This window comes from Micromonospora sp. CNB394, assembly GCF_000374985.1.
GTDB classification, from domain to species: domain Bacteria; phylum Actinomycetota; class Actinomycetes; order Mycobacteriales; family Micromonosporaceae; genus Micromonospora; species Micromonospora marina.
The window spans coordinates 64,727-78,397 of sequence record NZ_KB895846.1 but is presented as its reverse complement, the minus strand read 5'-3'; the positions used below and the strand labels follow the sequence as shown (position 1 = coordinate 78,397).

At 72.0% G+C, this 13,671-nt stretch carries 14 protein-coding genes, 1 pseudogene and 1 riboswitch; of the genes and pseudogenes, 11 read left to right on the top strand and 4 right to left on the bottom strand.

Annotation, left to right across the window (positions count from 1 at the left end; genetic code table 11):
• Positions 1-29 precede the first annotated feature (29 nt).
• Positions 30-1,673 (bottom strand): C40 family peptidase, encoded by a 1,644-nt coding sequence (locus C569_RS0121610; protein ID WP_026268465.1) that lies wholly within the window; start codon positions 1,671-1,673, stop codon positions 30-32.
• 222 nt (positions 1,674-1,895) lie between these two features.
• Between C569_RS0121610 and mqnE the strand changes: the two genes are divergently transcribed.
• The 7 genes and pseudogenes from mqnE to C569_RS0121575 all read left to right on the top strand — a co-directional run bounded on the left by mqnE (position 1,896) and on the right by C569_RS0121575 (position 8,652).
• A complete protein-coding gene (gene mqnE / locus C569_RS0121605; protein WP_018787841.1) occupies positions 1,896-3,065 on the top strand; it encodes an aminofutalosine synthase MqnE in 1,170 nt (389 codons plus the stop codon).
• Positions 3,066-3,072: 7 nt separating this feature from the next.
• Positions 3,073-3,501: a hypothetical protein gene (locus C569_RS0121600; protein ID WP_018787840.1), complete on the top strand. Its 429-nt coding sequence runs from the start codon at positions 3,073-3,075 to the stop codon at positions 3,499-3,501.
• 26 nt (positions 3,502-3,527) lie between these two features.
• Complete coding sequence (locus C569_RS0121595) at positions 3,528-3,806, top strand: DUF4229 domain-containing protein (protein ID WP_018787839.1); 279 nt, start codon at positions 3,528-3,530, stop codon at positions 3,804-3,806.
• A gap of 323 nt (positions 3,807-4,129) precedes the next feature.
• Positions 4,130-5,452: pseudogene (locus C569_RS0121590) on the top strand (M14 family metallopeptidase); the annotation flags it as partial.
• 119 nt (positions 5,453-5,571) lie between these two features.
• A riboswitch (cobalamin riboswitch) is annotated at positions 5,572-5,664 on the top strand.
• Positions 5,665-5,768: 104 nt separating this feature from the next.
• Positions 5,769-6,701, top strand: a complete 933-nt coding sequence (locus C569_RS0121585) for an ABC transporter substrate-binding protein (RefSeq protein WP_018787837.1) — start codon at positions 5,769-5,771, stop codon at positions 6,699-6,701.
• Positions 6,702-6,781: 80 nt separating this feature from the next.
• A complete protein-coding gene (locus C569_RS0121580; RefSeq protein WP_026268464.1) occupies positions 6,782-7,876 on the top strand; it encodes an iron ABC transporter permease in 1,095 nt (364 codons plus the stop codon).
• Positions 7,873-8,652 carry an ABC transporter ATP-binding protein gene (locus C569_RS0121575; RefSeq protein WP_018787835.1) on the top strand — a complete coding sequence of 260 codons (780 nt, stop codon included), beginning with the start codon at positions 7,873-7,875 and terminating at the stop codon, positions 8,650-8,652. Before C569_RS0121580 ends, C569_RS0121575 begins: the two co-directional genes overlap by 4 nt.
• A 141-nt stretch (positions 8,653-8,793) precedes the next feature.
• On the opposite strand, the gene C569_RS0121570 is transcribed toward C569_RS0121575, so the two are convergent.
• From C569_RS0121570 to C569_RS0121560, 3 genes are all read right to left on the bottom strand, one after another.
• Entirely contained in the window at positions 8,794-9,552 is a 759-nt protein-coding gene (locus C569_RS0121570) for a VOC family protein (protein WP_018787834.1), read from the bottom strand.
• A 94-nt stretch (positions 9,553-9,646) separates the two neighbouring features.
• Positions 9,647-10,384 carry an ABC transporter permease gene (locus C569_RS0121565; RefSeq protein WP_018787833.1) on the bottom strand — a complete coding sequence of 246 codons (738 nt, stop codon included), beginning with the start codon at positions 10,382-10,384 and terminating at the stop codon, positions 9,647-9,649.
• A 9-nt stretch (positions 10,385-10,393) separates the two neighbouring features.
• Positions 10,394-11,281, bottom strand: a complete 888-nt coding sequence (locus C569_RS0121560; RefSeq protein WP_018787832.1) for an ABC transporter ATP-binding protein — start codon at positions 11,279-11,281, stop codon at positions 10,394-10,396.
• 149 nt (positions 11,282-11,430) lie between these two features.
• On the opposite strand from C569_RS0121560, the gene C569_RS0121555 reads away from it, so the two are divergent.
• The 4 genes from C569_RS0121555 to C569_RS0121540 are packed head-to-tail and all read left to right on the top strand — an operon-like array spanning position 11,431 to position 13,656.
• Positions 11,431-11,751: a type VII secretion target gene (locus C569_RS0121555; protein WP_018787831.1), complete on the top strand. Its 321-nt coding sequence runs from the start codon at positions 11,431-11,433 to the stop codon at positions 11,749-11,751.
• 11 nt (positions 11,752-11,762) lie between these two features.
• On the top strand, positions 11,763-12,689 hold the full coding sequence (locus C569_RS0121550) for a WXG100 family type VII secretion target (protein WP_018787830.1): 927 nt from the start codon (positions 11,763-11,765) through the stop codon (positions 12,687-12,689).
• A gap of 9 nt (positions 12,690-12,698) precedes the next feature.
• Positions 12,699-13,052: a YbaB/EbfC family nucleoid-associated protein gene (locus tag C569_RS0121545; RefSeq protein ID WP_018787829.1), complete on the top strand. Its 354-nt coding sequence runs from the start codon at positions 12,699-12,701 to the stop codon at positions 13,050-13,052.
• A gap of 4 nt (positions 13,053-13,056) precedes the next feature.
• Positions 13,057-13,656, top strand: coding sequence for a hypothetical protein (locus C569_RS0121540; protein WP_018787828.1), 600 nt, complete (start codon positions 13,057-13,059; stop codon positions 13,654-13,656).
• The last annotated feature ends 15 nt before the right edge of the window (positions 13,657-13,671 follow it).

Here is a 13,671-nt window from a genome sequence, read left to right as displayed (position 1 = left end):
CCGGGAGCACAGCCGGAGTGGCGGTTGGGTCAGTCGGCGCTGCTGGTCGGGCTGGCCGAGCCGCTGCCGGACGTGCTGCTCGACGGGGCGACACTGCTTCTCGACGGGGCGGCACTGCTGCTGCTCGGCGCGGCGCTGCTGGTGTCCGGCTCGGCGCTCACGCTCTGGCTCGGCGTCGGGTCCGGCGAGTCGGTCGGGCTCGGCGGCGGCGTGCTGTGCGCCGGGCTGGACGTCGTCGGCGTCGGCTTCGGCGTCGGCGTCGGCGTGGTGGGCGTCGGCGTGGTCGGCGTGGGCTTGGGCGTGGCCGACGGCTTCGGCGTCGTCGGCGTGGGCTTGGGGGTCGTCGACGGCTTCGGCGTGGCCGGCACGGTCGGCGGCGGGGCGGGGGTGGCCGGGGCGGGTACGGCTCCGATCACCCGGGTCGCGGCGTAGAGCCGGGACCAGCGGACCACCGAGATCTTGACGACGTCGCCGGTCCGCGGCGCCTCCACCATCTTGCCGTTGCCGATGTACATGGCGACGTGGTGGACGCTGGTCCAGCTGCTGCCCGAGGCGAAGAACAGCAGGTCACCGGGGAGCAGGGCGTTCGGCGAGACGGTGCGGGAACGGGTGGCGAAGTACTGGTCCTTGGCGACGCGGGGTAGACCCCGGTAACCGGCCGCCTGGTAGGAGGCGAGCACCAGGCCGGAGCAGTCGAACCGGTCCGGGCCCTCCGCGGCCCACAGGTAGGGGTCGCCGAGCTGGGCGAGGGCGTAGCGCACGGCGGCGAGCGCCCGCGGTTCCGCCACCAGGCCGTCGATGCTCTGGTCGACCACGTACGAGGTGCCGAGCTTCTGCTCGGCGGCCTCCGCCAGGCGCTCGATCTCCAGGAGCTTGGCCGTGTTCTCCTTGCGCAGCGCGACGAGGGTGGTCTCCTGCCTGCGGAGGTCGCCTTCGGCACGGGTGTACTCCCCGGCCTTCTCGGTGGCCCGGCGCTGAACCGACTCGTGTGCCTTCCGGGCGGCCTCCTCGGCACCGGTGGCGCGGAGGAGTTCGCCGGTCACCGACGTGGTGGCGCCCTCCGCCCGGTCGCCCCGGGTGATCCGCTGGAGGTTGGCGAAGTCGCGCAGGCTGGCGCCGAACTCGCCGGGCGGCAGCGCCGCGTCGGCCTTGACCGCGTCGGCGGCGGCGCTCTTGGCGTTGTCCCGGGCGCGGGCGAGCGCGTCCTGGGCCTCCTTGAGGCGGGCGGCGGACTGGGCCAGCTCGGTCTGTACGGCGTCCCGCTCGGTCTTGATCCGGAGCAGTTCCTCGCCGAGCTGGGTGACCCGGGCGTCGAGCTGGTTGATCTGCGCGATCAGCGGGCCGTCGGCCGGGTCGGTGACGCCGGTGGTGCCCGGCAGGCCCGCCGTGCCGCCCGGGACGGCGACGCCGGGCAGAACCGGGACGGTGCCCGGGACGGTGCCCGGCACGCCGGGAACGGTGCCGGACGAGCCGGGCAGTTGCAGGGGGCCGGTGGCCTGGGGCCGGGAGCCGGTGTCGGGCACGACATCGGGTAGCGGGTCGGCCCAGGCGGGTGTGGCGAGCGCCGCGGCCGCGACCGCCCCCAGGAGGGCGGACCAGAGCGCCGGGCGCAGGACCGGTGAGATCACCGGCTGCCGTCCTCGTCGCCGCCGGGCCTTGGTGCTGTGAGCCATACCGCTCCCCGTCCGGTTTGGGGTCCGGTCACGCGTGCTTGGGGCGTGTCGGGACAGGACGGCCCTGGTGTGTGTTCCGCCCCACCCTGTCTTACCTCACGGGTGCGACGATGTCGATGTGCGGAGCGTGACCGCCGGCGAACCGGCGCGACCACGCCGGCGCCCGGTCGGACCCGCGACGTACGCTCGATCGGAACCCAGGTGGAAGGACGTGGCTTTCGGATGGACGCCGGACTCAAGCGCGAACTCGAGGCGAAGGTGTACGCGGGGGAGCGGCTGACCCGCGAGGACGGCATCGCCCTCTACGCCAGCGACGACCTGACCTGGCTGGGCCGGCTGGCCCACCACAGGCGTACGGAGCTCAACGGCGACCGGGTCATGTTCAACGTCAACCGGCACCTGAACCTGACGAACGTCTGCTCGGCATCGTGCGCGTACTGCTCGTTCCAGCGTAAGCCGGGCGAGAAGGACGCCTACACGATGCGCATCGACGAGGCGGTCCGCAAGGCCAAGGAGATGGAGGACGAGCAGCTCACCGAGCTGCACATCGTCAACGGCCTGCACCCGACGCTGCCCTGGCGTTACTACCCGAAGGTGCTGCGTGAGCTGAAGGCCGCGCTGCCGAACGTCAACCTCAAGGCGTTCACCGCGACCGAGGTGCAGTGGTTCGAGAAGATCAGCGGGCTCACCGCCGACGCGATCCTCGACGAGCTGATGGACGCCGGCCTGGAGTCGCTCACCGGCGGCGGCGCGGAGATCTTCGACTGGGAGGTCCGGCAGCACATCGTCGACCACAACTGCCACTGGGAGGACTGGTCGCGCATCCACCGGCTGGCCCACTCGAAGGGCATGAAGACGCCGTCGACAATGCTCTACGGCCACATCGAGGAGCCCCGGCACCGGGTCGACCACGTGCTGCGGCTGCGGGAGCTCCAGGACGAGACCGGCGGTTTCCAGGTCTTCATCCCGCTGCGCTACCAGCACGACTTCGTCGACTCGGCGGACGGCAAGATCCGTAACCGGATCCAGGCCCGGACCACGATGGCCTCGCCGGCCGAGTCGCTCAAGACGTTTGCGGTCTCCCGGCTGCTGTTCGACAACGTGCCGCACGTCAAGTGTTTCTGGGTCATGCACGGGCTGTCCGTCGCGCAGCTCTCGCTGAACTTCGGCGTCGACGACCTGGACGGCTCGGTCGTCGAATACAAGATCACCCATGACGCCGACTCGTACGGCACGCCGAACACCATGCACCGCGACGACCTGCTCCACATGATCTGGGACGCGGGCTTCCGTCCGGTCGAGCGGAACACCCGCTACGAGATCGTCCGCGAGTACGACGGGCCGCCGTCGCTGGCGGAACGCCGGTCCGAGCCGCAGCAGGTCTGGGCCTGACCTGGCGATGAGCGGCGAGGAACAGCAGCGCACCTTCCCGCGGCGGGACGCCGAGGGGCGCATCCTCACCCTGGGCGACCTGCTCGGCGTGAGCCTGGCCGGCCTGGTCATCGGGGTGCTGGCGCTGCTGGTCTTCGAGTGGGCGTTCGCCACCGTGGGCGACAGCGGCTTCGGGGGCACGAACGGCTGGCTGGCGGTGATCCTGCCGCTCTGGCTGTTCTGGGACGAGTTCCGGGCCTGGGAGTTCGGTGCCGCCCGGGTGGTGGCCGCGCTCGCCGGCATCGCGCTCGGTGTCCTCGCCGGTCTGCTCGCCGCCGGGCTGGCCTCGGGGCTGCCCGCGTTGTTCACCGGAGCGTTGGCCGCGGCGGTGTTCACCGTGGTCTACGCGGTCGTCTGGTTTCATGGCGTGCACTGGCTGGCCCGGCGTACGGGCTGAGGCACGAAGAGAGTGGGAATGCGGGAATGAGCGCGGCGCTCAAGTACACGCTGGGCCGGATCGGGCTGTTCGTCGTCGTGCTGGCGGCCCTCTGGTTCGTCGAGATGAACATGTTCCTGCGGCTGATGCTGGCGCTGATCTTCTCCGCCACACTGTCGTTCTTCCTGCTCAAGGGTCTGCGGGACGACATGGCCGAGGAGATGGCGGAGGCCGCGGAGCGGCGGCGCACGGAGAAGGAGCGGCTGCGGTCCGCGTTGGCCGGTGACGACCAGACCGAGCCGGACGGCGAGCGCCGCGAAAGCTGAGCGGACCGGGCCGGGCGCGCGGTAGAGCGTCAGCCGCAACTTGTACGAGCGCAGCAGCACGTCGGCGTCGTCGACGGAGAAGGTGTCGGTCCAGATGCTCGACCACGGGTCGCCCTGGCCGTCCATTGTGGAGCGTGCGGCGTTGCCGTTCACTGTCGCGCTTGGCGGGAAGTTCCGCCAGATGTTGGAGCCAGGAAAATCATTGCCGAAATGAGGATCAGGACGGGATGGTCAAAGAGAAAGACGGATATTGATATGACCATGTGTCTCCTGGTGGAGTGTGTGGACAACGGGAGTTCTCCCGTACCCCCAGGAGGTTGTCCATGGCCTTCCGCACCTCTCCGCTCCGCCGCCGGCTGGCGCTCGCCGCCGCCGTCGGCCTGACCATCGTCCTCACCGCGGCCGCCGCTCCCGCCGTCGCCCGGCCCGCGCCGGAAGGCTCCGGCGAACCCTCCACCGTCGCCTACCGGGTGCTCGGACCGCGTACGGCGGCCGACCGCACCGCGGTCGCCTCCACCGGGGCCGCGATCGACTACGCCGAGCACGGCGTGCTGCACATCACGGCGACCAAGGCCGAGGCCAACGCGATCACCCGCCTCGGGTTCCGGCTCGAGAAGGACGCCGTGCCGGAACACGACCACGCCGACGGGGGCATGACCGCCAGCGCCTTCCCGCCCGCCGACTCGAACTACCACGACTACGCCGAGCTGACCGCCGTGGTCAACAAGGTGGTCGCCGACCACCCGACGATCGCCCGCAAACTGAGCATCGGCACGTCGTACCAGGGCCGGGACCTGATGGCGGTGAAGATCTCCGACAACGTCGCCACCGACGAGGCCGAGCCGGAGATCCTGTTCAACGCCCAGCAGCACGCCCGTGAGCACCTGACCGTGGAGATGGCGATCTACCTGCTGAACCTCTTCACCGACAACTACGGCAGCGACTCCCGAATCACCAGCATCGTCAACTCCCGGGAGATCTGGATCGTCCCCACCGTCAACCCGGACGGCAGCGAGTACGACATCGCCTCCGGGTCGTACCGCTCCTGGCGCAAGAACCGGCAGCCGAACAGCGGCTCCTCGTACGTCGGCACCGACCTGAACCGCAACTGGGGCTACCAGTGGGGCTGCTGCGGCGGCTCGTCCGGCTCCAAGTCGTCGAGCACCTACCGGGGCCCGTCCGCCTTCTCCGCCCCGGAGGCCGCGGCGCTGCGCGACTTCGTCAACGGCCGGGTCGTCGGCGGGGTGCAGCAGATCAAGGCCAACATCGACTTCCACACCTACTCGGAGCTGGTGCTCTGGCCGTACGGCTACACGTACAGCAACACCGCCACCGGGATGAACGCCGACCAGTACAACACCTTCGCCACCATCGGTCAGCAGATGGCGGCGACGAACGGCTACACCCCGGAGCAGTCGAGCGACCTCTACATCGCCGACGGCACCAGCATCGACTGGATGTGGGGCGCCCACAAGATCTGGGCGTACACCTTCGAGCTGTACCCCGGCTCGGCCTCCGGCGGCGGCTTCTACCCGCCGGACGAGGTGATCCCGGCGCAGACCTCACGCAACCGGGAGGCCGTGCTGATCCTGTCCGAGTACGCCGACTGCCCGTACCGGGCGATCGGCAAGCAGAGCCAGTACTGCTGACCTCCCACCGGGCGGGAACCCCGGTTCCACCCCCACCGGGGTTCCCGCCCACCCCTCCCGTCCGGACGATCTCCGCTGGTCGTGCGCTACCGTGGCACCGACCGTGCCACAGCGAAGCCGGTGCGAAACCGGCGCTGTCCCGCAACTGTGATGCCCCGTACGCGCGGCGCCGGCCTCCACCGGCGCCGACGGACGTGGGACGAGCCAGGTCGCCTGCGGCCCGGTCGCGACACGCGCTCTCGAGGAAGGGCGCCTCGCGGACGGGCCTTCCACCTGTCGGCGAAGCATCACTCCTCGACCGACAGGAGGCTCCATGTCCCGACGTACCCCCCGGCTCTTCGCCACCGCGCTCGCGGCCGGCGTGCTGCTTCTCGGCGGCTGCGCCGAGAAGACCTCGACCGACACCCCCGCCTCCGGCGGCTCCGGGGGTGCGTTCCCGGTCACCGTCGGCAATCTCACGCTGGAGAAGCGGCCGGAGAAGATCGTCTCGCTCTCGCCGACCGCCACCGAGATGCTCTTCGCCATCGGCGCCGGCAAGCAGGTCACCGCCGTCGACGACCAGTCGAACTACCCGGCCGAGGCGCCCCGCACCGACCTGTCCGGCTACCAGCCGAACGCCGAGGCGATCGCGGCCAAGAGCCCCGACCTGGTGGTGCTCTCCAACAACCTCAACAAGATCGTCGACCAGCTCGTCGCGCTGAAGATCCCGGTCCTGCAGACGCCGGCCGCGACCACGCTCGACGACTCGTACCGGCAGCTCACCGACCTGGGCACGCTCACCGGCCACCGGTCCGAGGCGGACGCCGTGGTGCAGAAGATGAAGGACGAGATCACCGCGCTGACCAAGGACCTGCCGAAGCGTACGGAGAAGCCGACCTACTTCCACGAGCTGGGCCCGGAGCTGTACACGGCGACCAGCAAGACGTTCATCGGCACCATCTACGCGCTCGCCGGCCTGGAGAACATCGCCGACGCGTCCGACGCCGACGGGAAGAACGGCGGCTATCCGCAGCTCTCCCAGGAGGTCATCGTCAAGGCGAACCCCGACTTCATCTTCCTGTCCGACACCAAGTGCTGCAAGCAGAGCGCCGACACGGTGAAGGCGCGCAGCGGGTGGTCCGGCATCACCGCGGTGAAGAACAACCAGATCGTGGAGCTGGACGACGACATCGCCTCGCGCTGGGGCCCGCGTGTGGTCGAACTGCTCAAGGTGATCGTCGACGCCACCGCCAAGGTCCCGGCCTGACCGTGGCCCTCCGGCAGGCCGACCCCGCACCGACGAGCCCGGCCGGGACGCCCGACGCGTCCCGGCCGGGCGACCGGCAGTTGTTCCGCCCCCGGCGGCGTACCGCACGCGGTGCGCCCGGCGGCCCGATCCGGCCCGCCGGGCTCCGCAAGCGCTGGCTGCTCGCCGGTGTCGTCGCGGTGCTCGTCGCGCTCGTGGCGGGCGTCTCCCTCGGCCCGGTCAGCCTGCCGCCCGGCAGCGTCGCGGCCGAACTGCTCAACCTGCTGCCCGGCGTGCATCTGGACAGCGGGCTCACCGAGCGGGAAGTCGCGATCATCACCGAGCTGCGGCTGCCCCGGGTCGTGCTCGGACTGCTCGTCGGCGCGCTCCTCGCCCTGGCCGGCGGCTGCTACCAGGGCGTCTTCCGCAACCCGCTGGCCGATCCATACCTGCTCGGCGTGGCGGCCGGAGCCGGGTTCGCGGTCACCGCGGCGATCGTCCTCGGCGCCGGAGCGGGCGGGGCGCTGACCGGGCTGCCGATCACCATTCCGCTCGCCGCGTTCGTCGGGTCGCTCGGCGCGGTCGTGCTGACGTACCTCCTCGGCGCCGCCGGCGGGCGGGACCGGTCCCCGGCCACGCTGATCCTGGCCGGGGTGGCGGTCTCCGCGTTCTTCGCCGCCGGGCAGACGTACCTGCTGCAACAGCACTCCGACAACATCCAGCAGGTCTACTCCTGGCTGCTCGGGAGGCTGGCCACCGCCGGCTGGCACGACGTGTGGCTGGTCCTGCCGTACTTCGTGCTCACCTCCGTGGTGGTGCTGCTGCACCGGCGCGAGCTGGACGTGCTCTCCGTCGGCGACGACGAGGCCGCCGGTCTCGGCCTGCACCCGCAGCGCTCCCGCTACCTGCTGATCGCCGCCGCGTCGCTGGGCACCGCCGCCGCCGTCTCCGCGTCCGGGCTGATCGGCTTCGTCGGCATCATCGTGCCGCACACCATGCGGCTGCTCGCCGGTTCCAGCCACCGGGTGATCCTGCCGCTGTCGATGCTGTTCGGCGGCGCGTTCCTGGCCCTGACCGACGTGGTCGCCCGGACCGCAGCCGCCCCCGCCGAGATCCCCATCGGCGTGGTCACCGCGCTGCTCGGCGGACCGTTCTTCGTGCTGGTCCTGCGGACCGCCCGCCGGGTGGCGATGTGAACGCCCCCGCGGTGCGCGTCCACGATCTGCGCGTCACCCTCGGCGGCACACCGGTCCTGGCCGGCGTCGACCTCACCGTCGCGGCAGGCGAGTGGGTCACCGTGATCGGACCCAACGGCGCCGGCAAGTCCACCCTGTTGCGCGCCGTCGGCGGCCTGCTCACCGGCCCGGGCGAGGTGACCCTCTTCGGTACGCCGATCGGCTCGCTGCGCCGCCGCGCCCGCGCCCGTGTGGTGGCCACAGTGGCGCAGTCCCCGGTCGTACCGATCGGAATGTCGGTGTTCGACTACGCGCTGCTCGGGCGTACCCCGTACATCCCGCCGCTGGGCCGCGAGTCGGCGGCCGACCTGGCCGCCGCGCACGAGGTGCTGGACCGGCTCGACCTGGGCCCCTTCGCGCACCGCGAGCTGGCCACGCTCTCCGGCGGCGAGCGGCAGCGCGTCTTCCTGGCCCGGGCGCTGGCCCAGGGCGCCACCCTGCTGCTGCTCGACGAGCCGACGAGCGCGCTGGACATCGGGCACCAGCAGGAGGTGCTGGAACTGGTCGACCAGCTCCGCCGCGAGCACGGCCTCACCGTGCTCGCCACAATGCACGACCTCTCCATCGCCGGCGAGTACGCCGATCGCCTGGTCCTGCTCGCCGACGGCCGGGTGGCAGCCGCCGGGCCGCCGGAGGAGGTGCTCACCGAGGAGCTGCTGGCCCGCCACTACCGCGCCCACATCCGCGTCATCCCCGGCGACCACGGCCCCCTGGTGGTCCCCGTCCGCCCCACCTGACCCCCACCCCACCCTCCCTCGCGCCCCGTCCCGGCCCGCCCGCCCCGTCGATCTTGCACTTTTCGCCCCGACAGCAGGTGTGTATGCCTCGTTGGGCGGGCCGCAACTGCAAGATCGGCGAGGTAGGGCTGGGGTGGGCCGTCAGCGCAGCGTCGAGACGGAGAAGAGGGCGCCGGACGGGTCGCGCAGGGCGGCGCTGCGTCCGGCCGGGTTGTCGCGCGGCGGGACGAGGATGGTGCCGCCCAGCTCGGTGGCCCGGGCGGCGGTCGCGTCGGCGTCCTCCACCGCGAAGTAGACCGCCCAGTACGCGGGCAGGTCCTCCGGAAGCGGCTCGGCCCGGGGCAGCATCCCGGCGACGATCCGGGCCCCGCAGCGCCAACCGGTGTACGCGACCGGCCCGACCGGGCGCTCCTCCGGATGCCAGCCGAACACCAGCGCGTAGAACTCCTTCGCGCCCTCCGGGTCCGGCGTGACCAACTCGTTCCAGCACATCGCACCCGGCGCGTTGTACAGCTCCGCCCCGCGCATCGCCATCGGCTGCCACACGCTGAACACCGCGCCGGCCGGGTCGGCGAGCACCGCCATCCGGCCCTGCTGGGCGACGTCGAACGGGGACACGACAACCTGCCCGCCGGCCGCCTCCACCCGGGTGGCGACCAGGTCCGCGTCGTCGGTCGCCACGTACGTGGACCAGACCGGCACCTGGTCCGGCGTACCGGGTGGCCCGGCCCCGGCGACCGCCTTGCCGTCCTTGCGGAAGACCGTGTAGCCGCCGGCGTCCGGCTCGGGGGAGATCTGCCCGGTCCAGCCGAACAGCTCCGGGTAGAACCGTCGTGCGTCGTCCAGCCCGGGCGTGGCCAGGTCGGTCCAGCAGGGCGTGCCGGGCTCGACGCCGTTCACGGTGACCCCTCTCGCCGGGACGGGCTCCGCTCGCCCGCCCTGTCGGCATCGTGGCACCGCCCGTACGGTCGCCGGGCCGGAACCGGACAAACTGTCAGCTGAAGCGGCGTCCCTCGTCCCGCCGGTACGCCCAGCCGGCGAGCGCGGCGAGCACCAGCACCCAGACCACCAGCATCACCAGCGCCCGGATGTCCGGCCGGAAGTCGGTGACCGCCGTCCAGATCAGTTCCACGGCGCCCCGGGTCGGCAGGTAGGGGGCGATCGCCTTGATGAAGCCGGGCGCGTCGTCCGGCCCGGAAAGCAGGCCACCGCCGAACGCCAGCGGGAAGAAGATCACCTGGGCCACCACGATCGCCGCCTTGCTCGGCAGCGAGTAGCCGATCGCCAGGCCGAGCAGCGTGAACGGCACCGAGACCACGGCGACCGCGCCGAGCCCGAGCAGGAACTGCACCGCGCTGACCCGGGCCTCGGTGGCGACCGCCGCGATCAGCACCACCGGGATCATCGACACGTAGGTCAGCACCAGCCCGGCCAGGATCCGCCCGGCCAGCCGCGGTGCCGGTCCGGCCGGCAGGGTCCGGGTGTACGGGTTCCAGGGCTGGTCGCGGTCCTCGGCGACGCCCACGCCGTACTGGAAGATGTTGGCGCTCATCACCGCGAACGTCACCATGGCGGCGGTCGCGTAGGTGGCGCCGACCGGGTCGTCGCCGGCGAACGGCACCACGAAGAAGAGCATCGCGGCGGCGGGGAAGAAGGCGCTGCCCACCACCGCCACCGGGATCCGGATGATCTCCAGGAGCTGGTAGCGGGCGTGGACCAGGGCGAGCGGCACGGCGGTCTCCTAGGCGGCTGTGGGCGCGGGCCGGTCGTCGGCCGTGATGGCGAGGAACGCCTCCTCCAGCGAGGTGGGGCGGACCTCCAGGTCGTGGAACGCCACCCCGGCGGTGACCAGGTCGCGCACGAGCTGGTCGGCGTCGCTGGTGAGCAGGTGCAGCCGCCCGTCGGCGCGTTCGGTGGCGACCACTCCCGGCAGCGCCGGCAGGTCGTCGGCGACAAGGCTGACCCGGCGTACGCCGACGATCCCGCGGATCGCCGCCACCGAGTCGTCGGCCAGCACCCGCCCGTGGCCGATCACCACCACCCGCTGCGCGAGCGCCTCCACCTCCTCCAGATAGTGGCTGCTCAGCAGCACGGTGCCGCCGTCGGCGTGGAAGCCACGGATCGCGTCCCAGAGCGCGTGCCGCGCCTCCACGTCGAGGCCGGTGGTCGGCTCGTCGAGCACCACCAGCCGGGGACGGCCGACGAACGCCAGCGCCACTGCCAGCCGGCGACGCTGCCCGCCGGAGAGGCCGCCGGTCTGCCGGCGCACCTGGTCGGCGAGGCCGAACCGGTCGAGCAGCTCGCCGCGCGGCACCGGGTCGGGGAAGTGCGCGGAGACGAAGTCGACCACCTCGCCGACCCGCAGCGTGCCGGGCAGGCCGGTCTCCTGCGGGGTGACCCCGAGTTGCCGCCGGCTCGCCGGGTCGCGCGGGTCGCCGCCGCACAGCTCGACCCGGCCGGCGGTGGGGCGGCGCAGCCCGACCAGCAGGTTGATCAGGGTGCTCTTGCCGGCGCCGTTCGGGCCGAGCAGGCCGACCAGTTCCCCGGCCCGGACGGTCAGGTCGACCCGGTCCAGTGCCAGCACCTCGCCGTAGCGACGGCTGACCTGTTCGGCGCGGGCCAGGATCATCGGTGGTCTCCTCGGGGCGGAAGGACTGTGCCTCCCTGTCTACCGTGCGTGTGCCAGCGGCGGTGACCCCTGGCCGGGTGCCCACATCCCCTAGTCTGGTGGCGCCGTCGACGACGGTGGAAGTTCCAACCGGACACCGGGGAGGGTCCGTGACCAGTCCGAGCAGGAATCTCGACGCCCAGCCGGAGGCGTTGCGGGCGTTCGCCGCCGCCTCCCGGGACCGGTCGTCGCGGTTCCGCGAGCTGGAGCGGGCGTTCCGCGACGGCCACGTGGCCCGGCACTCCTTCGGCGTGATGCCCGCGTCGTTCAGCCTCGCCGCCGCGTACGAGCAGCAGTTCGAGGCGTGCCTGCAGGGGCTGGCGGACGGCGCCGAGACCATGCTGACCATCGCCACCGGGCTCACCGAGACAGCCGCCGCCTACGACGAAACGGACGCGGCGAACGACACCATGTTCACCGCGGGCGGCTGAGGGGGGCGGGGTTGAGCACCGAGGCGCTCCAGCGCAACAAGACCTACTTCGAGCAGATCGTGTCGGGCACCCCGGACCCGTTCAAGCCGCTGTCGAACGCGGTGCTGTGGCCGTTCGAGCAGCTCCTGGAACTGGTCGCCGGTGAGCCGGACGACCTGATGCGGGCCGGCCAGCTCGCGATGACCACCGGGGAGGCGGTTCGGCGGATCGCCGGTGACCAGGTCGCCGATCGGGCCCGGCTGCGCGGCGCGTGGGACGGCGACGCGGCGGACAAGTTCCACGCCTCGATGCAGTCCATCGAGGACGCGATGGACGATCTCGCCAACGGGCTGGACGGCACCAAGGAGGTGCTGGTCGACGCCGCGAACGCGGCGGTGGACGCGTTCAACCTGCTGGTCGAGTTGATCCTGGAGTTCCTGCTCTGGTTCCTGACCGAGATCATCATCGCCGCGGTGGCGGCGGCGCTGAGCGCCGGGGTGAGCCTGGCCGCCACAGTGGTGCGGGTGCTGGCCCGGCTGGCCACCACCGTCGGCCGCATGGTCAAGATCGTGGCCCGGTTCGCGGAGATCCTCACGAAGCTCGCGACCAGGCTCCAGAAGGTCGCCAACCTGCTCGACCGCTACGCCAAGGTCGTGATGGAGCTGCGCCGGGCCAAGAAGGCGTACAGCGCGTTCAACAAGTCCGGCTACACGAAGGCGGCGCTCGCCTTCAAGGTGGAACGCGCCGCCGTCCTCTTCCCGGGCAAGTTCGTCATCAACCAGGCGTCCCCGGTGAACGTCCCCGGAATGGGTGGCGCCCTGCTCGACACCGGGATGGGCCTGCACGACGTCTCCGACGGGCGCAAGGACCGCAACTACCTGGTGGACGGCACCTACCGCGAGGATCTCGGCCCGTACACCACGGGCGTGCAGAACGTGTTCGACTCGATCGTGAACTGAGAGGCAGCAATGACGTTCCCGGCCCTGGACCGGATCGAGGCGCTGGCCCGCAACCTGGACGGTTGGCAGCGCGAACTCGGCGCGCGGATGGCCGAGCTGGAACAGAGCAGCGCCGAGGGGGTGAGCGACTCCGGCCTGGTCACCGTCGTGGCCGCCGCCGACGGCAGGATCCTCTCCACCGACATCAACGCGCGGGCCATGCGCTTCGACTCGTACACGCTCGCCGAGGAGATCACCTCGGCGGCGAACCGGGCGCAGGAGGCCGCCGCCGCCCGCGTACGCGAGATCGTCGGCGAGGTGATGGGCAACGTGCCGGGCGCGGAGCGCCCCGCCGACGACGGCTACGGCCACGACCGATACTGAGCCGATGGACGAGACCAGATTCCGCGACCGGATCGGCCTGCTCGTCGAGCCGGGCGAGCGTGTCCTGGCGCACGCCAAGGCCGACGTCGGCCAGGGGCTCGCTCCGGCACCGCCGCCCGAGCCGGAGCCGGACGCCGAGCCGAGCCGGCGGACGATCGGCTCGGTGCTGCTCAACGTGCTGCTGCCACTGGCCACCTGGGACCGTGGCGACCGCCTGGTCGACGCGATCGGCTGGGGGATCGCCGGGCGCGGCGCCCCCGGCTCGGCCGCCTCGCGCCTGCACCGCGCGCTCCGCCCGCCCCGGCCCGACCTCCAGGTCCGGGAGACGCTGCTCGCGGTCACCGACCGGCGGCTGCTGGTCTGCCGCACCGGCGGGGTCGAGTTGCTGGCCGGGCGCGAGGCCGAGGAACGCGCGCTGACCGAGACCGCAGTGGCCTGGTCGACCGCGCGCGCAGAGATCGCCTCCGCACGGGTGGGCTGGCACCGGCTGAACCCGAAGCGGCTGCGGATCGACTTCACCGACGGTTCCTGGCTGTCGTTCACCGTGCCGATCGCCGAGTCCGGCCGCCCCCTGCGTGCGGTCGCCGCCGCACTGTCCGCCTGACCGGTCCGGCCGCCC

What these genes read in the sequence shown, in the direction of transcription:
- mqnE (WP_018787841.1), top strand. Translation starts at nt 1,896, where the DNA reads ATGGACGCCGGACTCAAGCGCGAACTCGAGGCGAAGGTGTACGCGGGG.
- C569_RS0121595 (WP_018787839.1), top strand. Translation starts at nt 3,528, where the DNA reads ATGAGCGCGGCGCTCAAGTACACGCTGGGCCGGATCGGGCTGTTCGTC.
- C569_RS0121540 (WP_018787828.1), top strand. Translation starts at nt 13,057, where the DNA reads ATGGACGAGACCAGATTCCGCGACCGGATCGGCCTGCTCGTCGAGCCG.
- C569_RS0121585 (WP_018787837.1), top strand. Translation starts at nt 5,769, where the DNA reads ATGTCCCGACGTACCCCCCGGCTCTTCGCCACCGCGCTCGCGGCCGGC.
- C569_RS0121610 (WP_026268465.1), bottom strand. Translation starts at nt 1,673, where the DNA reads ATGGCTCACAGCACCAAGGCCCGGCGGCGACGAGGACGGCAGCCGGTG.
- C569_RS0121560 (WP_018787832.1), bottom strand. Translation starts at nt 11,281, where the DNA reads ATGATCCTGGCCCGCGCCGAACAGGTCAGCCGTCGCTACGGCGAGGTG.
- C569_RS0121600 (WP_018787840.1), top strand. Translation starts at nt 3,073, where the DNA reads ATGAGCGGCGAGGAACAGCAGCGCACCTTCCCGCGGCGGGACGCCGAG.
- C569_RS0121545 (WP_018787829.1), top strand. Translation starts at nt 12,699, where the DNA reads ATGACGTTCCCGGCCCTGGACCGGATCGAGGCGCTGGCCCGCAACCTG.